This is a genomic window from Microbacterium sp. NPDC091382 (assembly GCF_044757025.1).
Taxonomy (GTDB): domain Bacteria; phylum Actinomycetota; class Actinomycetes; order Actinomycetales; family Microbacteriaceae; genus Microbacterium.
Genome location: NZ_JBIVUD010000001.1, coordinates 130,470 through 149,720 on the forward strand (window position 1 = coordinate 130,470; position 19,251 = coordinate 149,720).

Here is a 19,251-nt window from a genome sequence, read left to right on the forward strand (position 1 = left end):
ATCCGCAGGGGTATCGCCACCCGAAATGAGGACAATGATGTTCCGATGGAAGGCCACAGCAGCCGTCGCCGTCGTCGCCGCTCTCGCACTGACCGGTTGCGCCGGTGGAGACACGACGAGCAGCACCGGTGAAGGAGGGAAGGCCGACCGGCTGACCCTGATCTCGATCGCCGCACCGACGAGCTACGACATCGGCGCCGGTGCCGAATGGGGCAACCGCAGCGAGTTCTTCGAGGCCGTTTTCGACACGCTCCTCCGCAAGGACTCCTCCGGCGAGATCCAGGCGAACCTCGCCACGGCGTGGGAGTACAACGAGGACAAGACCGTCCTGACCCTCACCCTGCGCGACAATGCAAAGTTCACCGACGGCACGGCGGTGGACGCCGACGCCGTCGTGGGCAGCCTCGAGCGCTTCCGCGACGGAACCTCCCCACAGGCCGCCACCCTTGCGGGCAAGGAGTTCGCCGCCCCCGACGCGACCACCGTCACGATCACGCAAGACGCTCCCGACCCGTCGCTCGAGAACCTCCTCTCGATCGCGCCCGGCCTCGTGCAGGCGCCGTCGAGCTTCGACGACGAGAACTCGGCCACCACGCCCGTCGGGTCGGGTCCCTACATCCTCGATTCCGCATCGAGCGTCACCGGCACCACCTACAACTACACGGCGAATCCCGACTACTGGAACGCCGACGCGGTCAAATACGAGAACCTCACCATCAACGTGATGGAGGACACCACCGCGATCCTCAACGCCATCAAGGCGGGCGAGGCCAACGGCGCCAAGATCGCCGACAACAACACGATCTCCGAGGTCGAGGGCGCCGGCTGGACCATCGAGTCGAACGAGCTCGACTTCCAGGGCCTGCTCCTGCTCGACCGCGCCGGCACCATGGCGCCCGAGCTCGCCGATGTGAAGGTGCGACAGGCACTCAACATGGCGTTCGACCGCGAGGCGCTGCTGCAGTCCCTGCAGAGCGGATACGGCACCGTGACCGAGCAGGTCTTCCCCGCCACGTCCGCGGCCTACGACGAGGCGCTCGACAGCACCTACCCGTACGACCCGGATGCGGCGAAGGCCCTCCTCGCCGAGGCCGGGTACCCGAACGGCTTCACGCTGAACATGATGTCGACGCCCGCCTTCCAGACGACGTTCGACCTCGTGGCCCAGCAGCTGTCGGACATCGGCGTCACCGTCAACTACACCGACCCGGGAACGGGCAACTTCATCACCGACATGCTCGCCCCGAAGTACCCCGCGACGTGGATGGCACTGGAGCAGAACCCCGACTGGCAGCTGATCAACTTCATGATCGCGCCGAACGCGACGTTCAACCCGTTCAAGTACCAGGACGACACGGTCGACGGCTACATCGAGACGATCCAGCGCGGGACCGAGGACGAGGCTGCGGCCGCCGCCAAGGAGCTCAACAAGTACATCGTCGACCAGGCCTGGTTCGCACCGTTCTACCGCGTCCAGGGGTCGTTCGCGACGGACGCGAACACGAACCTGGAGTTCTGGCCGACCAACGCCTACCCGTCGATCTTCGACTTCTCGCCGAAGAACTGACCGATCCGGCGGGTGGCGGGCTCCGGCCCGTCACCCGCCGACCACCTCCGGGAAGGCATCATGCTGTCATTCATCATCAGACGCGTCGTCTCCGGCGTCGTCCTCGTCGCGGTGATCTCCGCCGTCGCGTTCCTCCTCCTCTACGCCGGCGGCGGCGACATCGCCCGCCGCATCCTCGGTGAGAACGCCACCGCCGAGACGGTCGCCAAGAAGACCGAGGAACTGGGGCTCAACCGCCCGCTCCTCACCCAGTACACCGACTGGCTCGCGTCCGCGTTCACAGGCAACCTGGGGCGCAGCTGGTTCACCGGCGAGCTGGTCAGCGTGAGCGTGACCAACCGCCTCGCCGTCACCCTCTCGCTCGTCATCGGGGCCACCCTCATCTCCGCGGTCATCGCGATCGTCATCGGGGTCTGGGCAGCGCGCCGGGGCGGCGCGGTGGACGGGACGATCCAGATCCTCTCGCTCGTCGGTTTCGCCGTACCGGGCTTCCTCATCGCTCTCATCCTCGTGCTGATCTTCGCGGTCAACCTGCACTGGTTCAAGGCGACCGGGTACGTGCCGATCGCGACGTCGTTCAGCGGCTGGGTCTCCTCCGTCACACTGCCGATCATCGCCCTCTCCATCGGCGCGATCGCGTCGGTCGCAGTCCAGGTGCGCGGATCGGTCATCGACGCGACCTCCCGCGATTACGTCCGAACCCTCCGCGCTCGCGGCCTCAGCGAACGCTCCGTCATCTACAAGCACGTCCTGCGCAACGCCGGCGGCCCCGCGCTCGCGGTCCTCGCCCTGCAGTTCGTGGGACTCCTCGGCGGTGCGGTCGTCGTCGAGCAGATCTTCTCCATCCCGGGCATGGGACAGCTCAGTGTCCGCTCGACCACCCTCGGCGACATCCCCGTGGTGATGGGGCTCGTGATCGCCTTCGCGATCCTCGTCGTCATCGTCAACCTGCTGATCGACCTCGCCCAGGCCGCTCTGAACCCGAAGGTGAGGCTCTCGTGAGCGAAGCATCTCCCATCAACCCGGCTCTCCCCCTCGCCCCGGCGAACGCCGCGCCCGTGCGCATGCACCTCGCGCGACGACTCCTCAAGCGCCCCGTCGGTGTCGGAGCCGCGCTGTTCCTGCTGCTCATCGCCGTCATCGCCGTCATCGGCAGTGCGATCGCCCCCCTCGACCCGAACTACGCCGACATCCGGAACGTCCTCGCATCCCCGGGCGGCGCGAACCTCCTCGGCACGGACAGCAGCGGCCGCGACGTCTGGTCGCGCCTGCTCGTCGCCACTCAGACGAGTGTCCTGGCCGCACTGCTGGCCGTCGTCGTCGCCATCGTGATCGGTGTCATCAGCGGTCTCATCGCCGGCTACTACCAGGGCTGGTTCAACGCGGTGGCCACATGGGTCACCGAACTGAACATGGCACTCCCGGGCATCGTCATCCTGCTCGCGGCGCGCGCCGTCCTCGGCCCCTCGGTCTGGATCTCGATGTTCATCTTCGGCATCCTGCTCGCGCCGTCGTTCTTCCGACTCGTCTACGCCGCGGTCACCGCCGTGCGCGGCGAGCTGTACGTCGACGCGGCCCGCGTCTCGGGCCTCAGCGACGCGCGGATCATCGGCCGCCACGTCCTCTCGGTCGTCCGGGCACCGATCATCATCCAGGCCGCGATCATCGCGGGCATCGCCCTCGCGATCCAGTCCGGGCTCGAGTTCCTCGGCCTCGGCGACGTCAAGGTCCCCACGTGGGGCTCGATGCTCAACGACGGCTTCAAGAACATCGCTCGCACGCCGCTCCTGCTCATCTGGCCGTCGCTCGCGATCGCTCTCACCTGCATCGCCCTCACGCTGCTCGCCAACGTCATGCGCGACGAGCTCGAGCGCACCGTCTCGGTGCGTCGCAAGCGCCGTCGCGCCGTCACGACCGCGACCGGTTCGGTCGCGGCCGTGACCACCTCGATCTCGATGAGCGGCGGTGAGCCGATCGAAGACCTCGACGAACTCCCGGTCATCGAGAACCAGGGCGTGATCCGTCACAGCGAGGACGCCCGCAGCAAGGCGACGGAGAAGGTGCTCGAGGTCCGCGACCTGCGGGTCGGGTACGACCAGCCCGACGGCTCCCACATCGAGGTCGTCCACGGTGTCTCGTTCGACATCCGCAAGGGCGAGGTGCACGGTCTCATCGGCGAATCCGGCTCGGGGAAGACCCAGACCGCCTTCGGCGTGCTGGGCCTGCTCCCCCGCGGCGGTCACGTCACGGGCGGATCGATCCTCTACGAGGGGACCGAGCTGGCCGACGCGTCCGAGCGCACCTACGCCGGCATCCGCGGCAAGCGCATCGGGTACATCCCGCAGGAGCCGATGAGCAACCTCGACCCGTCGTTCACGATCGGCAGCCAGCTGGTCGAGCCGCTGCGCGCGCACCTCGGGCTGTCGAAGAAGGAGGCGACGGAGCGCTCCCTCGACCTCCTCGCCCGCGTCGGCATCCCCCAGCCGAAGCGGACATTCGACGCGTACCCGTTCGAGGTGTCGGGCGGCATGGCTCAGCGCGTGCTGATCGCCGGGGCGGTCTCGACCGACCCGGACCTCATCATCGCGGACGAGCCGACCACGGCGCTCGACGTCACCGTGCAGGCGGAGGTCCTCGACCTGCTGCGCGACCTGCAGGCCGAGCGCCACATGGCCATGCTCCTCGTCACGCACAACTTCGGCGTCGTCGCCGACCTCTGCGACCGGGTCACCGTCATGCAGAACGGTCTGTTCGTCGAGCAGGGACCGGTGCGGAGCATCTTCCACCAGGCCCGTCACCCGTACACCCAGGCACTGCTGGACGCGATCCTCGACGAGGGTCCCGCCCGCGGTCCGCTCGTCCTGAAGGGAGCACGGGCATGACCGCTCCGCTGCTCGAGGTGAAAGATCTCGTCGTCGAATACCCGGGCAAGGGGTTCCGTGCCGAACCGTTCCGCGCACTGAAGGGCGTCTCGCTCGACATCCTCCCGGGCGAGACGGTGGGCCTGGTCGGCGAATCGGGATCGGGGAAGACGACCCTCGGCCGCGCCGCCCTCGGACTCGCGCCCGTCAGCGGCGGCACGATCACCTACGACGGTCGCGACATCTCGCACTTGAGCCGGCGCCAGCGCCGGTCGCTGACCTCCGAGATCCAGGTCGTCTTCCAGGATCCGTACTCGTCGCTGAACCCGTCGATGACGATCGAGGAGATCCTGATCGAGCCGCTCACGGCGGCGGGGGTCGCCAAGGCCACCGCACGCACGCGGGTGCGGGATCTGCTCGACCAGGTCGGCCTTCCCTCCGACGCACGCAGCCGGCTGCCCCGCGAGTTCTCGGGCGGCCAGCGGCAGCGCGTCGCGATCGCCCGGGCCCTCGCGCTCGAGCCGCGGCTGATCGTGTGCGACGAGCCGGTGTCGGCGCTCGACCTGTCGACGCAGGCGCGCGTCCTCGACCTGTTCGTCGAGATCCAGGAGCGCACCGGCGTCGCGTACCTGTTCGTGACGCACGATCTGGCCGTCGTTCGCCACGTGAGTCACCGCGTCGCCGTGATGTACCGGGGCGAGATCGTCGAGTACGGCGACGGCGACCGGGTCACCTCCGCCCCGGAGCACCCCTACACCCAGCGGCTCTTCATGGCCGCTCCCGTGCCGGACCCCGACAAGCAGGAGGAGCGCCGCGCCGCGCGTCGCGCGTTCCTCGCGTCCGAGGCCGGCGCGTCGGTTCCGGGCGCCGCCTGACCGGATGCCGGTGCGCGGACATCGCGCGCCGGCATCCACCATCCCTCTTCTCATCCTCCGATCACAGGAGATCGCATGACCGCGTCCACCGACCACCTCCGTCCCCTTCTCGAGAAGCTGACCCTCGAGCAGAAGGCGGCCCTCGTGCAGGGCGCGGACTTCTGGACGACGGTCCCGCTCCCCGAGATCGGGCTGCGGGCCATGACGCTCTCCGACGGTCCCGCGGGCGTCCGCGGTCCCCGCTGGGACGAGCGCGACCCGTCGCTGAACATGCCCTCGGGGTCGGCGCTGGCCGCGTCGTGGGATCCGGGACTCGCGCACCGCTACGGCGCCGCCGCCGCGAGCGAAGCCCGACGCAAGGGCGTCGACGTCGTCCTCGGACCGACCATCAACCTGCACCGATCGCCGCTCGGCGGCCGGCACTTCGAATGCTTCTCGGAGGACCCGCACCTCACCTCGGCGCTCGGTGCGGCGTACGTCCGCGGCCTGCAGGACAACGGCGTCGCGGCGACCCCCAAGCACTACGTCGCCAACGACTCCGAGACCGACCGTTTCACGGTCGACGTGAAAGTCGACGAACGCGCTCTCCGCGAGCTCTACCTCGCCCCGTTCGAGGCGACCGTCGCCGCCGGGACGTGGAGCATCATGAGCTCCTACAACTCCGTCGACGGCGTGACGATGACCGAGAACGACCTGCTCGAGACGCCCCTGAACAGCGAGTGGGGCTTCGACGGAGTCGTCGTCAGCGACTGGACCGCGGTCCGTTCGCTCGATGCGGTCGCCGCGGCTCAAGACCTCGCCATGCCGGGACCGGCTCCCGCCTGGGCCGACCTCGTCGCCGCCGTCCGGGACGGTCGCGTCGCCGAGGGAGACCTCGACCGCAAGGTGCTCCGTATGCTGCTGCTCGCCGAACGCGTCGGCGCCCTCGAAGGGACGAGTCCGCTCGAGCCCGCGCCGGTCGACGGCGTCGCCTTCGTCCGCGAGGCCGCCGTCGAAGGCACGGTGCTCCTGAAGAACGAGAAGGTGCTGCCGCTGGATGCCGGTGGCCTGCGCCGCGTCGCGGTGATCGGCCAGAACGCCCGCGACGCCCGGACGCAGGGCGGCGGGTCGGCCACGGTGCTGCCCGAACGCACGGTGTCGCCGCTCGACGGCATCCGTGAGGCACTGCTCCACGCCGACGTCGTCTACGAGATCGGCGCGGTCGTGCAGGAGGGCGTCGCCGAGCTCGCCCTCGACCGCATGACGAACCCCGTCACGGGCGAACCCGGGCTGCGCGTGACCTTCCTCGGCGAGGACGGCGAGGAGCTGTTCACCGAGGATCGGCGGGCCAGTGCACTCGTGTGGTTCGGCGGCGATGCCCCGATCGCCGCGAGCCGAACGGTCGTCTTCGAGACCCGTTACACGCCGGAGGCGACGGGCACGGTCGAGCTCGGCTTCGCCGGCGCGAACCCGGCCCGCCTCTACGTCGGGGGCGAGCTGCTCCTCGACGACTCCCCCGTCGTCGAGGGCACCGACCTCGGCGCCGCCTTCCTCAACCCGCCGTCCCTCACCGCGGCGGTCGCCGTGCGGAGCGGCATCCCGATCGACGTCCGCGTCGAGTTCGTCCCCGCCGACGCAGGGGCGCTCGCGGGCGCCATGTCGGCGACGATCGGCATCGCCCCCGAGCGGACCGACCCCGCCGAGCTCATCGCGCGAGCCGCCGATGCCGCTCGCGCCGCGGAGGTCGCGATCGTCGTGGTCGGTACCAACGCGAAGGTCGAGTCCGAGGGCTACGACCGCACCGACCTCGACCTGCCGGGCCGCCAGGACGACCTGGTGCGCGCGGTCGCCGCGACCGGGACGCCCGTGATCGTCGTCGTCAACGCGGGCTCGCCCGTCGTCCTGCCGTGGGCGGACGAGGTCGGAGCCATCGTGCAGGGCTACTTCGGCGGACAGGAGTTCGGTGACGCCATCGCCGACGTTCTCACCGGCGCCGCCGAGCCCGGCGGGCGCCTCCCCACCACGTGGCCGGCCGCACTCGCCGACGTGCCCGTCACCCAGGTGACCCCGGAAGACGGCGTGCTGACGTACGACGAGGGCATCCACGTCGGCTACCGCGCCTGGCTGCGCTCAGCCGCCGAACCCGCCTTCCCGTTCGGACACGGCCTCGGCTACACCTCGTGGGAGTGGGATGCCGCGACCCGCGACGGCGAGCGGATAGAGGTCACGCTCCGCAACACCGGCGAGCGCGCCGGCAAGCAGGTCATCCAGGTCTACGCCGAGCGTGCCGGCTCCGAGGTCGACCGGCCGGTTCGCTGGCTCGTGGGTCACGCCGTCGTCAGAGCGGATGCCGGGGCCACCGCGACCGCCTCGATCGCCCTGCCGCAGCGCCGCTTCGCGTACTGGGCGGACGGCTGGCAGATCGAGCCGGGCACGTTCACGCTGCGCGTCGGCGCATCGGTCGCCGATCTTCCGCTCGCCGCCGACTGGGAGGTCGGCGCGTGATGCTTCTCGAGGGGACCGTCGACGACCGCCTCACCGGCATCGCAGAGCGACTCGACAGCTGGCTCGCGGCCGACCCCGACCTCTCGTTCCAGGTCGCCGCACGTCACCGGGGCGAGGTCGTCCTGGATGCCTGGGGCGGGCCGCACCTCGGCCGGGACTCCGTCATCGTGCCGTACTCGGTGACGAAGAACACGATCGGCCTCGCCGTGGGCCTGTTGATCGAACGCGGCGAGCTCGACCTCGACGAGCGCGTCGCGACCTACTGGCCGGAGTTCGCCGCGAAGGGCAAGGGCGCCGTCACGGTCCGTCAGCTGCTCTCGCACCAGGCGGGCCTCCCCCAGGCCGACACGGTCCTCACGTGGGACGAGCTGCTCGACCATCACGCCGCCGCCGATCGGCTCGCGGCATCCCGCCCCTTCTGGCACCCGGGCAGTGCGTTCGGGTACCACGCGATCACCATCGGTTCCCTCGGGGACGAGCTCGTCTTCCGGGTCACCGGACGCACTCTGCACGAGTTCTACGAGCAGGAGATCCGCGCACCGCACGAGGTGGATTTCTACCTCGGGCTGCCCCCGGAGCACGAGGATCGCCGCGCGGACGTGCTGCCGATGATCCAGCCCGTCTCGGACACCCTCGTCCGGTCGTACTCGGCTCTCGGCCCGCTCGTGTTCGGCTCGATGGCGGGCGACGTCGACCTCGGCAACTCGCCGCGGAGCTGGCGGTACGGCCACCCGGCCGGCAACGGCGCCGGCAGCGCCCGAGGGCTCGCTCGTCTGATGGCCGCCGCGGTGACGGGTGTCGACGGCGGGCAGCCGTTCCTCTCCGCCGACACCGTCGAGCAGATCGGGCAGCAGCAGATCCGCGGGTACGACGAGGTCCTCCATCAGCACGACCGCGCCCACGCGATCGTGTTCCAGAAGCCGTCGCAGCAGCTCTCGTTCGGCGGGCCCCGCTCCTTCGGCCACGACGGCGCAGCGGGTGCCCTCGCCTGCGTCGACCCCGACTCCGGGGTCTCCTTCGCCTGGACCATCGCCCGCGGCCCCTGGCCCGGTGGCGCCGATCCGCGCGCCGTCGCCCTGGCGGCCGACATCGGCCGCCTGCTGAACTGACCTCGGAGGACTCCTGTGAACGCCCGCATCGACAGTCTGCGCGTCGAGCTCCGCAGCGACAGCCCGTTCGTCGCGACGGCCGAGCCGCGCCTGAGCTGGATCGTCGCGACCGACGAAGCGAACTGGCTCCAAACCCGCGCCGAAGTCACGGACGGCATCGAGACCGTCGTGCTCGACGGCGACGACAGCGCACTCGTCGCGTGGCCGTTCGCGCCGCTGGAACCCGGCGACCGCCGCACCGTCCGCGTGCGGGCACAGGCGGCATCCGGCACTTGGACCGACTGGTCCGACGGCTGCGAACTCGCGGCGGGCTTCCTGGCTGCCGGCGAGTGGGTCGCGCAGCCCGTCGGGCTCGCAGACCCCGCCCGCGAGGCGATGCCCACCGTCGTGAAGACGCGGTTCCGGCTCGGCCGCCCGGTCACCCGCGCCCTCCTCTTCTGGACCGCTCTCGGCGTCGCCGAACCCGAGGTGAACGGGACGCCGGTGTCGGAGGACGTCCTCTCTCCCGGTTGGACCGCTTACCGCGACCGTCTCGTCCACGAGACCGTCGACGTGACCGCGCTCGTCCGCGAGGGAGAGAACGAGCTGTCCGCGACCCTCGCCGGCGCCTGGTACACGGAGAAATACGGCTTCTTCGCGTTCGCCGCCCGGCTCTACGGCACGCAGCCGTCCTTCCTCGCGCAGCTGCGCGTCACGTTCGACGACGGCACGACCACCACCGTCGCCGCGACCGGCGACGGGTGGGAGGCCGCCGCGGAGTGCTCTGTCGTCGACAGCGGCATCTACGCGGGCGAGCACCAGGACCTCCGACTCACGGCCGCGAACTTCCGTCCCGTCCGGGTCGGGGCGGCCGCCCTCCCGGGGTACGAGACGGTCCCCGTCCCCGAGGCCCGGATCGCTCCGCCCGTCCGGCGGATCGAGACCCTCCCCGTCGCGGACGTGCTGGCGACCCCTTCGGGCGGCACGATCCTCGACTTCGGGCAGAACCTCGTGGGCAGGCTGCGGGTGCGGCTCCGCGGCGACGCGGGCGCCCGAGTGGCGATCCGGCACGCGGAGGTTCTCGAGGACGGTGAGCTCTCCCTCCGCCCCCTCCGCAACGCCGCCGCGACGGCGACCTTCGATCTCTCCGGGGGCGACGACGTCCTCGAGTCGCGCTTCAGCTTCTACGGCTTCCGCTATGCCGAGATCACCGGCGCCGACGTCGACCCCGCCGACGTCGAGGCGGTGGTGCTCCACACCGACATGACGCGGACCGGGTGGTTCTCGGCATCCGATCCGCTCATCGAGCGCCTGCACGAGAACGTCGTGTGGGGCATGCGCGGCAACTTCCTGTCGATCCCGACCGACTGCCCGCAGCGCGATGAGCGGCTGGGCTGGACGGGCGACATTCAGGTGTTCACTCCGACGGCGTCATTCCTCTACGACTGCGCCGGGTTCCTCACCTCGTGGCTGCGTGATCTCGCGCACGAGCAGGCGCGCGACGACGGGTCGGTTCCCGTCGTCGTCCCCTCGGCCCTCACGGGGTTCGCCGGCGGTGCGTCGCCCGCGGCCTGGGGCGATGCCGCGACCGTCGTCCCCACCGTCCTGCACGAGCGCTTCGGCGATCGCGACATCGTCGCCGCGCAGTACGAGAGCATGCGGACATGGGTGGATGCCGTCGGCCGCGACGCGGGCGAGGGCGGTCTGTGGGCGGGTCGCATGCAGCTCGGCGACTGGCTCGACCCCGCCGCGCCGCCGGACAAGCCCGGGCACGCGAAGGTCGACAGCGACATCGTCGCGTCCGCCTACTACGCCCGCTCCCTCCGACAGGTCGCCGATGCCGCGCGACTGCTCGGTTTCGAGACGGATGCCGCGCACTACAGCACGCTCGCCGAGCGCAGCCGCCGCGCCTTCACCGCCGAGTACGTAACCCCGGCCGGGCGCATGATGAGCGACGCGCCCACCGCGTACGCTCTCGCGCTCGAGTTCGACCTCGTGACCGATCCCGAGGTGCGTGCCGCACTGGCGGACCGTCTCGCGGCCCTCGTCCGCGAGGGCGGGTACCGCATCGGCACCGGCTTCGTCGGCACCCCGCTGGTGGCCGACGCGCTGACCCGCGGCGGCCACCTCGCCGCGGCAGAGCGCCTGCTGACGCAGACGGAGTGCCCGTCGTGGCTCTACCCCGTGACGCAGGGCGCGACCACGGTCTGGGAGCGATGGGACTCGCTCCTGCCCGACGGCACCGTGAATCCGGGCGAGATGACCTCGTTCAACCACTACGCGCTGGGTGCGGTCGCCGACTGGCTGCACCGGACGGTCGCCGGCCTCGCGCCTGCCGCTCCGGGCTACCGGCGGCTGCGCATCGCGCCGCAGCCTCTCGAGACGCTGTCGTCCGCATCGGCCCGCCACCTGACCCCGTACGGCGAGGCGTCGGTCTCGTGGCGTCGCGACCGCGACCAGATCGTGGTGACCGCGGTCGTGCCGGCGAATACGTCCGCCGACGTCGCCGTGCCGGGCGCACCGGACGAGGTCGGATCGGGTCGTCACGAATGGCGCTTCGCCGCCCCGGCAACTCCCCCGCGCCCCGCACTGGACGGGTTGCACGCGTCGCTCGCCGACGTCATCGACGACCCCCGCGCCTACGCCGCGCTCGTCGACACGGTCGCCGCCGCCGATCCCGACCGGGCAGAGGCGGTGCGGGCCGAGACCCGCTGGGGCGCCGGGCGCCCCGTCACGACCGCGCTCATGTTCACCCCGCCCGACCTGCTCGCGTCCGTCGACGACGCGATCCGGCGCGCGACGGCATCCGCCTGATCCACCCCGAGGAGACACCATGTTCGACCGCGCCAGCACCTTCGGCGAGGCTCTCGACGACCCCGACGCCCGCGCGATCCTCGAACGGTACCTGCCGGGCGTGGCCGCCTCCCCCATGGCGACGCAGTTCCGGAACGGCCGCCTCGGGCAGCTCGTCGCCATCGTCCCCGCCCTCGAGGACCTCGAGGAGCGGGAGAGGTTCTTCGCCGCGCTCGCAGAGGTGGGGTCCGGGGGTGGTCGTCCCCCGTACGCACCCGCGATCGATCCCGACCCCGCCTACGAGGGCGACGACGTCCCCCGCGCCTCGGCGGAGGTCACCCTCCCGTCGCCGACGCCGCTCTGGGACCCGCTCGAGGTCCGCATCGCCGGCCCCGCGCACGGCAACCCGTTCGTCGACGTCGAACTCGACGCCGTCTTCCGCCGGGGCGGTGAGGAGATCCGGGTCGGCGGCTTCTACGACGGCGACGGCGTCTACGTCGTCCGCGCCCTCGCCGACACGACCGGCACCTGGACCTTCGAGACCCGTTCGACCGCGCGGTCGCTCGACGGCCTCACCGGAACGGTCGAGGTGGTCGCCGCGCGCGAGGGCTCGCACGGACCGGTGCGCGTCGACGGACTGCATTTCCAGCACGCCGACGGCACCCGGCACCGCCCGGTCGGCACGACCGCCTACGCGTGGACCCACCAGCCCGAGGAACTCCAGCAGAAGACGCTCGCGACCCTCGCCGAGGCCCCCTTCGTGAAGCTGCGCATGTGCGTCTTCCCGAAGTCGTACCTGTACAACGCCAACGAACCCGCCGACTTCCCGTTCGTCGGCACCCTCGAGGGCGGTTTCGACCACACCCGGTTCGACCCCGCGCACTTCCGACGCCTGGAGCAGCGCATCGCGGACCTGGCGGCCCTCGGCATCCAAGCGGACCTCATCCTCTTCCACGCTTACGACCGGTGGGGCTTCGCCGACCTGGGTCCAGCCGTCGACGAGCGCTACCTCCGGTACGTCGTGCGACGCCTGTCGGGATTCGCGAACGTCTGGTGGTCGATGGCGAACGAGTACGACCTGCTGTGGTCGAAGGACCTCGACGACTGGGAGCGGCTCGCCGCCGTCGTGGGAGAGGAGGATGCCTTCGGTCACCTCAACTCGATCCACAACTGCCGCCCCGTCTACGACTACGCGAAGCCGTGGATCACGCACGTCAGCATCCAGCGGGTCGACGTGTACCGCACCGCGGAGAACACCGACCAGTGGCGCGAGGAGTGGGGCAAGCCCGTCGTCATCGACGAGTGCGCGTACGAGGGCGACATCGACCAGGGCTGGGGCAACATCACCGGCGAGGAGATGACCCGCCGGTTCTGGGAGGGAGCCGTCCGCGGCGGCTACGTCGGTCACGGCGAGACCTACTACCCGCCCGCGCTCGGAGGCGCGGCATCCGTCGGCGATGACGACGAGGTGCTCTGGTGGTCGAAGGGCGGGGCGCTGCACGGCTCGTCGCCGGCACGGATCGGGTTCCTCGAGCTGCTGCAGTCCCAGGCGCCGGGCGGCGTGTGGGATCCGCTGCCGAGTGACTGGGACGTGCCGTGGGGCGGCGTCGCGGGACGCGTGAAGGTGGCCTACTTCGGCTTCAACCGGCCGCGGTTCCGGAACGTCATCCTCGACGAGGGCGAGTGGCGCGTCGAGGTCATCGATACGTGGGGGATGTCCGTCGAGGAGCTGCCCGGCACCTACCACGGTCAGGTACGCGTCGACCTGCCGGGACGGCAGTTCATGGCCATCCGGGTGACGCGCGAGGAGTAGAGACGGCCTCAGCCCCCGGCGCGGCCCTGAAACGGCGGCGGAGCTTCTTGACCAGATGACGTCCCTCTACGATTCGATGATGCAGGCTGTCTCCCTTCTCTCCGAACTCATGACGGCACTCGATGATCACCGCTGGCAGGACCTGGAGCGCTACCTGCACCCGGACTTCTCCTGCCGGTATGTCCACACGGAGGAGATCTTCGACCGGGCTTCGTGGATCGAACTCAACGCCGCCTATCCCGGGTTCGAGGGTCTGCACGTCGAGGACATCGTCGGCGACCAGGTGCGGGCCGCATGTCGATCCGTCGTCACGGCCCGCGACGACCGCGGCATCACGGAGTTCGCTTGCGCGACGTTCATCAGCGTCCGAGACGGACTGATCGAGCAGATGACGGAAGTGTGGACGGACGTGTCCGCTACTCCGACGCCCGGCACCCGGCCTGCGTGACTCAGCCCGGCCGGCCCGCCTCCGTCAACCGCTCCCACGTCCATCCGAGCACCGCGGCGATGTCGATCGTCGGGTCGACGCCCTGCTGCAGCTGCAGGCCGTCCGAGAGGGCGAGCAGCACGGTCGCGGCCATGTCGGCGTCGATCCCCGCGGGCATCTCACCGGCGTCCTGCCGCGCTCGCACGTCCGCTGCGACGACGGCGTGCACGCTCTGCTGACGCTCTTCGAAGAAGGCGCGGGCGGGGTGATCGGGGGAGGATGCCGCGACCTGCAGGTTCGTGTACAGGTGCACGAGCGCGGGCGACTCGGCGTTGCGCCGCGCGACCCGCACCGACGGCGGTTCGGCGCCGGCCTGCTCGGCGAGGGCTTCGCGGGTCGCGGCATCCCGCTCCCGCAGCACCTCGACGAGCAGGTTCTCCTTCGTGCCGAAGTGGTGCAGCATGCCGGCCTGCGTCATGCCGACCTCGCCCGCGATGTCGCGGAGCGAGGTCGCCCCGTAGCCGCGCCGACCGATGACCTCGAGCGCCGTCTCGAGGATCAGCTCGCGGCTCTCCCGGCCCTGCGCGGAGTTCCGCCGTTCACGCATCCGCGGACGCCGTCACCTCGAGTGACGGGGTACCGGCTTCGTAGACCGGGTCGACCGTGCCACCGGGGACGTCGGAGTGCCCGGCGAGGACGGCCGCCTCGTCGCGGGGGATCTCGAAGGGCAGTCTGCCTGCCGCCGGCACCCGCCCGGTGAGCACGTCGAGCAGCGCCTCCTCCGAGGCGCCGAACGTCGCCACGACGGCGTGCGCGTGCGCGACCACGGGGGCGAGGAGCGCGGGTCGCTCGAGGTGCACGGTCACGACGGTCGGCGTCACCGCAGCGACCTCCGCGACGTCCGCCAAGACGGCGTCGTCGAACGCGAGCGACCCGGCGTGGAAATGCGCCTCGAGCATGTACTCGTCGCGCGGCTCGAACGGCGGCTGCAGCCGCATGAGGCTGACGTCGGCGCGGGCGGCATCCGCCGTCGGCACCAATCCCGCTTCGCGGATCGCGTCGTCGGACACCTCGGGGGCGTGCACCGCCGTGCCCGGACGAAGGGGAAGGACGGATGCTGCGTCCCCACCACCCCCCGGGAGGATCACGGCCGAGCGCGACTGGGCCCGGTCTCCCGCCGCACGGAACTCGGCGCTGCCGACGATCTCGCCCGCGGCATCCTCGTCGACGAACGGGTCATCGAAGAGCCCGAGCTCGAACTTGACCGTCAGCAGGCGCGCGACCGAGACGTCGAGGCGGGACTCCGCAACGGCGCCCGAGCGGACGAGCTCGAGCACGAGCGCCGGGTCGTCCTCGCCGCCGAACTGGTCGACGCCCGCGTCGAGGGCCTTGCGGACGCGCTCGATCTCGCTGAGGTGCTCGACACCCCACGAGCGCGGCGGCAGAACCTTGCCCATGAGGCGCGACTCGGTGATGAGACCCCAGTCGGTGCAGACGACGCCGGTGAAGCCGAGCTTCTCGCGCAGGAGGCCTGTGATGATCTGGTGGTTGAATCCGAAGGCGACCTCCTCGACGGCCTCTCCGTCGAGGACGACCCCGCGGGGGATCCCGTAGGACGGCATGATCGCCGAGACCCCGCGGTCGATCACACGGCGGAACGGTTCGAGGTGGTACTCGAACATGCCGCCGGGGTACACCTGGTCGGTGCCGTACGGGAAGTGCGGGTCCTCACCGTCCTTCTCCGGCCCGCCGCCCGGGAAGTGCTTGGCCATGCACGCGACGCTCGCCGCCGTCAGCCGGTCGCCTTCGAATCCGTCGACGTAGGCGACCCCCAGGCGTCCGACGAGTTCGGCATCCTGACCGAAGGTGCCGTACTGACGCGGCCAGCGCGGTTCGGTCGCGACGTCGAGCATCGGATGAAGGGCCGAGCGGATGCCGACGGCCAGGTACTCGCGCCGGGCGATGTCCGCGAACTCACGCACGAAGCCCGGGTCGGCGAGCGCGCCGAGACCCAGGGGTTCCGGCCACGCCGAGAGGTGACCGGCGGTGAACGACGCCCCCACGTTCTCGGTGAAGGAGTGACGCGGGTCGGTCGAGATGGTGACCGGGATGCCGTGGCCCGACGCAGCTGCGACGCGCTGCAGCCCGTTCACCCACCGGGCCATGGCGCGCGGATCGGGGATCTGGTGGATGTTCAGGTGCGTGACGTGCAGGCCCTCGATGAACTCGCGCGCCGCGGTGCGCCCGGGCATCGTGGACGGCCCGTCGACCTCGCCGTCGGTCGTCGTCGGGACGATCGTCTGGATCATCAGCCCCGCTTTCTCCTCGAGCGAGAGGCGCGACACGAGGTCGGCGACCCGCTCGGCGACGGGCAGGCGCGGGTCCTCGTACGGGTCCATCACGCCGTTGCGGTTCAGGTCGCGGTAGCGCGTGCCGTCGGGGGCGGTGGAAAAGGATGCGGTCACTGCGGTCTCCTGCGACGTCGTCGTGGCGGGCGGGCGGCATCGCCCGGCGACAAAAGACTAAATAACGTTCAGTGGTCTGCGCAAGCGCACGACCGACGTCCGGCGAGCACCGCTCCGGGGACGCAGGATGCCGCGCCGCGCCGCGCGAAGCGACGGGACGCGTCCCTCGAACGCGGCGCCCGTCCGTTCCGGGGACGCAACGGGTCGCGTGCGGTCGCGCGAAGCGACGGGATGCGCTCCTCGAACGCGGCGCCGGGCGGGGTCAGTCGTGCGACGCTCCCGCGAGCCGCGCCGCCGCGGTCGCCATGTGGACCGCCATCGCGGAGGCCGCGGCATCCTCGTCCTTCGCCTCGACCGCCCGGAACACCGCGTCGTGCTCGGCGATCGCCAGACGTGCGGCGTCGGCGTCGTGCACGGCCCGGTCGGCATAGACCTGCAGGAGCGAGCGCACCACGTGCAGTAGGTCGACGAGGGCGTCGTTGCCTGCGGCGCGGGCGAGCGCGTCGTGGAAGGCGGCATCCGCACGTGCGAAGGCGGCGAGGTCCGCATCGGCGGCCCTCATGCGGGCGAGCGAATCGGCCAGGCGCGAGATGTCGTCGGAATCGGCCCGCGAGGCGGCGAGGCGGGCGCTGTAGATCTCGAGGCCCGAGCGCACGTCGAGCAGGTCATCGGTGCTGCGCCGCCCGATCAGCAGCCCCCAGCGCAGGGTCTGCGGCAGCAGATCACTCGCCGTCCCGCGGAGGTAGGTGCCCGAGCCGGGTCGGACGTCGACGATGCCGAGGATCTCGAGGGCCGCGAGTGCCTCGCGCACCGCCGAGCGGCCGACGCCGAGCGTGACCGAGAGCTGGCGCTCGGGAGGCAGGCGCGTGCCGGGCTCGAGGTCTCCGCTCGTGAAGAGGTCCATGAGCCGGCGCGCGACTTCCGAGACCGGCGTGCCGGAGGGCAGCACCCCGAGGGACGCCGTGATGTCGGCGGAGCGGTCGGACGGATAAGCGGGCACGGGATCAAGATACGGGAGAGAGCCCGGAAGCGCGGTGCCAACGCGCTTGCAATTGGTCAACCGGTTGTGCACAATGGCGATGCGGGACACCCGCACCCCCGACCCGAGGAGCAGCACGCGATGACGCGCCTGTGGAACGATCCGGCGGACTTCGCCGACGAGATGATCGACGGTTTCGTCGCCGCGAACGGTCGCTACGTCGAGCGCGTCACGGGCGGCGTCGTCCGCAGCACCCGCGTGCCCGATGGCCAGGTCGCCGTCGTCATCGGCGGCGGGTCCGGGCACTACCCGGCGTTCGGCGGCCTCGTCGGGCCGGGCCTCGCGCACGGTGCGGCCATGGGGAACCTCTTCGCCTCCCCCTCGACGCAGCAGGTCCACGCGGTCGCCTCGGCCGCGAACGCCGGCGGCGGGGTGCTTCTGAGCTACGGCAACTACGCCGGCGACGTGCTCAACTTCGACGCGGCCCAGGAACGCCTGCGCGCGGAGGGCATCGCCTGCGAGACCGTCGTCGTCACCGACGACATCGCGAGCGCCGGCCCCGCCGAGCGCGACCGTCGCCGCGGGATCGCGGGCGACCTCACCGTGTTCCGCGCCGCGGCCGGCGCCGCCGCCGCCGGGTACGACCTCGCGGGCGTGGCACGCGTGGCGCGCCTCGCGAACGACCGCACCCGCTCCTTCGGCGTCGCCTTCACGGGGTGCACCCTCCCCGGCGCGAACGCTCCGCTGTTCTCGGTGCCCGACGGTCGCATGGCGGTGGGCCTCGGCATCCACGGCGAACCCGGCATCGACGAGGCCGACATCCCGACCGCCGACGGCCTCGCCGAGATGCTCGTGGCGCGGCTGCTCGCCGAACGCCCCGACGGTGCCGACGGCCGCGTGGTCCCGCTGCTCAACGGACTCGGCTCACTGAAGTACGAGGAGCTGTTCGTCGTCTACCGCCGGGTCGCCGCGCTCCTCGACGAGGCGGGGCTCGAGATCGTCGACCCGCACGTGGGCGAGTACTGCACCAGCTTCGACATGGCGGGGACGTCACTGACCCTCTTCTGGCTCGACGATGAGCTCGCCGACCTGTGGGAGACCCCCGTCGACACCCCCGCGTACCGGCGCGGCGCGGTCCCGACGACGGAGCAGCGGGATGCCGGGCGCATCGCCTCGGCGGTCGCATCCGACGAGGTCGCCGGCGACGCGGCATCCGTCCTGCTCGCAGCGACCGTCGTGGCCGCACTCGACACCGTCGCGAGGACGATCGACGAGCACGTCGACGAGCTCGGACGCATCGACGCGGTCGCGGGCGACGGCGACCACGGGATCGGGATGCAGCGCGGGTCGCGCGCCGCCGTCCGCGCCGCGCGGCAGGCCGCCGACGCGGGTGCCGGTGCGGCGACGACGCTCGCCCGCGCGGCAGACGCGTGGTCGGACCGCGCCGGCGGGACCTCGGGTGCCCTGTGGGGTCTGCTGCTCGCCGAAATCGCCGCCCGTCTCGGCGACGCCGGCCGGCCCGACGCGACGTGCATCGCCGACGGCGTCGCCGCGGGCGTCGGTGCCGTCGTCTCGCACGGCAAGGCGGAACGCGGCGACAAGACCATGGTCGACGCGCTGCTCCCCTTCACCGAGGCCCTCACGGGCGACGTTGCGGCGGGTACGCGTCTCGCGGATGCCTGGCGCACCGCGGCCGTGGCGGCGACCGCCGCTGCCGCCGCGACGGCCGACCTGCTCCCTCGCAAGGGTCGGGCCCGCACACACGGCGAGCACGCCGTGGGCACGGTCGACGCCGGCGCCCACTCCTTCGCCCTGATCGTCACCGCCGTCGGCGAGACCCTCGCCGCGGCCCCCGTCATCAGTCGGTCCGCATCGGCCGACACCCCCGAGAGGAACTGA

At 71.4% G+C, this 19,251-nt stretch carries 13 protein-coding genes; 10 read left to right on the top strand and 3 right to left on the bottom strand.

The features are described from left to right. Positions 1 to 34: 34 nt before the first annotated feature. The 9 genes from ACIQLK_RS00645 (at position 35) to ACIQLK_RS00685 (ending at position 13,929) form a co-directional block, all read left to right on the top strand. Entirely contained in the window at positions 35 to 1,567 is a 1,533-nt protein-coding gene (locus tag ACIQLK_RS00645; RefSeq protein WP_400362064.1) for an ABC transporter substrate-binding protein, read from the top strand. Between the two features lie 60 nt (positions 1,568 to 1,627). After that, positions 1,628 to 2,569, top strand: coding sequence for an ABC transporter permease (locus ACIQLK_RS00650; RefSeq protein WP_091359750.1), 942 nt, complete (start codon positions 1,628 to 1,630; stop codon positions 2,567 to 2,569). Beyond that, positions 2,566 to 4,449, top strand: coding sequence for a dipeptide/oligopeptide/nickel ABC transporter permease/ATP-binding protein (locus ACIQLK_RS00655; RefSeq protein WP_307462905.1), 1,884 nt, complete (start codon positions 2,566 to 2,568; stop codon positions 4,447 to 4,449). The genes ACIQLK_RS00650 and ACIQLK_RS00655 overlap by 4 nt, the downstream gene beginning before the upstream one ends. Next, positions 4,446 to 5,303: an ATP-binding cassette domain-containing protein gene (locus tag ACIQLK_RS00660; protein ID WP_091356835.1), complete on the top strand. Its 858-nt coding sequence runs from the start codon at positions 4,446 to 4,448 to the stop codon at positions 5,301 to 5,303. Before ACIQLK_RS00655 ends, ACIQLK_RS00660 begins: the two co-directional genes overlap by 4 nt. 75 nt (positions 5,304 to 5,378) lie before the next feature. After that, positions 5,379 to 7,787, top strand: a complete 2,409-nt coding sequence (locus tag ACIQLK_RS00665; protein ID WP_400362067.1) for a beta-glucosidase H — start codon at positions 5,379 to 5,381, stop codon at positions 7,785 to 7,787. Continuing rightward, complete coding sequence (locus ACIQLK_RS00670; protein ID WP_400363829.1) at positions 7,787 to 8,896, top strand: serine hydrolase domain-containing protein; 1,110 nt, start codon at positions 7,787 to 7,789, stop codon at positions 8,894 to 8,896. The genes ACIQLK_RS00665 and ACIQLK_RS00670 overlap by 1 nt, the downstream gene beginning before the upstream one ends. Positions 8,897 to 8,911: 15 nt before the next feature. Continuing rightward, a complete protein-coding gene (locus ACIQLK_RS00675) occupies positions 8,912 to 11,689 on the top strand; it encodes a family 78 glycoside hydrolase catalytic domain (protein ID WP_400362069.1) in 2,778 nt (925 codons plus the stop codon). Positions 11,690 to 11,708: 19 nt separating this feature from the next. Next, positions 11,709 to 13,481 carry a DUF5605 domain-containing protein gene (locus ACIQLK_RS00680; RefSeq protein ID WP_400362071.1) on the top strand — a complete coding sequence of 591 codons (1,773 nt, stop codon included), beginning with the start codon at positions 11,709 to 11,711 and terminating at the stop codon, positions 13,479 to 13,481. Between the two features lie 79 nt (positions 13,482 to 13,560). Then, on the top strand, positions 13,561 to 13,929 hold the full coding sequence (locus ACIQLK_RS00685; RefSeq protein ID WP_157681093.1) for a nuclear transport factor 2 family protein: 369 nt from the start codon (positions 13,561 to 13,563) through the stop codon (positions 13,927 to 13,929). Position 13,930: 1 nt separating this feature from the next. On the opposite strand, the gene ACIQLK_RS00690 is transcribed toward ACIQLK_RS00685, so the two are convergent. The 3 genes from ACIQLK_RS00690 to ACIQLK_RS00700 all read right to left on the bottom strand — a co-directional run bounded on the left by ACIQLK_RS00690 (position 13,931) and on the right by ACIQLK_RS00700 (position 17,373). Next, complete coding sequence (locus ACIQLK_RS00690; protein ID WP_091356853.1) at positions 13,931 to 14,515, bottom strand: TetR/AcrR family transcriptional regulator; 585 nt, start codon at positions 14,513 to 14,515, stop codon at positions 13,931 to 13,933. Further along, positions 14,508 to 16,373 carry a glycoside hydrolase family 3 protein gene (locus ACIQLK_RS00695; RefSeq protein ID WP_400362073.1) on the bottom strand — a complete coding sequence of 622 codons (1,866 nt, stop codon included), beginning with the start codon at positions 16,371 to 16,373 and terminating at the stop codon, positions 14,508 to 14,510. The genes ACIQLK_RS00690 and ACIQLK_RS00695 overlap by 8 nt, the downstream gene beginning before the upstream one ends. A gap of 262 nt (positions 16,374 to 16,635) precedes the next feature. Further along, on the bottom strand, positions 16,636 to 17,373 hold the full coding sequence (locus tag ACIQLK_RS00700; RefSeq protein ID WP_400362075.1) for a FadR/GntR family transcriptional regulator: 738 nt from the start codon (positions 17,371 to 17,373) through the stop codon (positions 16,636 to 16,638). A gap of 120 nt (positions 17,374 to 17,493) precedes the next feature. Here ACIQLK_RS00700 and ACIQLK_RS00705 point away from each other — a divergent pair, with 120 nt between their 5' ends. Beyond that, positions 17,494 to 19,251 carry a dihydroxyacetone kinase family protein gene (locus ACIQLK_RS00705; RefSeq protein WP_400362077.1) on the top strand — a complete coding sequence of 586 codons (1,758 nt, stop codon included), beginning with the start codon at positions 17,494 to 17,496 and terminating at the stop codon, positions 19,249 to 19,251.

What these genes read in the sequence shown, in the direction of transcription:
- ACIQLK_RS00705 (WP_400362077.1), top strand. Translation starts at nt 17,494, where the DNA reads ATGACGCGCCTGTGGAACGATCCGGCGGACTTCGCCGACGAGATGATC.
- ACIQLK_RS00650 (WP_091359750.1), top strand. Translation starts at nt 1,628, where the DNA reads ATGCTGTCATTCATCATCAGACGCGTCGTCTCCGGCGTCGTCCTCGTC.
- ACIQLK_RS00670 (WP_400363829.1), top strand. Translation starts at nt 7,787, where the DNA reads ATGCTTCTCGAGGGGACCGTCGACGACCGCCTCACCGGCATCGCAGAG.
- ACIQLK_RS00660 (WP_091356835.1), top strand. Translation starts at nt 4,446, where the DNA reads ATGACCGCTCCGCTGCTCGAGGTGAAAGATCTCGTCGTCGAATACCCG.
- ACIQLK_RS00685 (WP_157681093.1), top strand. Translation starts at nt 13,561, where the DNA reads ATGCAGGCTGTCTCCCTTCTCTCCGAACTCATGACGGCACTCGATGAT.
- ACIQLK_RS00645 (WP_400362064.1), top strand. Translation starts at nt 35, where the DNA reads ATGATGTTCCGATGGAAGGCCACAGCAGCCGTCGCCGTCGTCGCCGCT.
- ACIQLK_RS00665 (WP_400362067.1), top strand. Translation starts at nt 5,379, where the DNA reads ATGACCGCGTCCACCGACCACCTCCGTCCCCTTCTCGAGAAGCTGACC.
- ACIQLK_RS00690 (WP_091356853.1), bottom strand. Translation starts at nt 14,515, where the DNA reads ATGCGTGAACGGCGGAACTCCGCGCAGGGCCGGGAGAGCCGCGAGCTG.
- ACIQLK_RS00680 (WP_400362071.1), top strand. Translation starts at nt 11,709, where the DNA reads ATGTTCGACCGCGCCAGCACCTTCGGCGAGGCTCTCGACGACCCCGAC.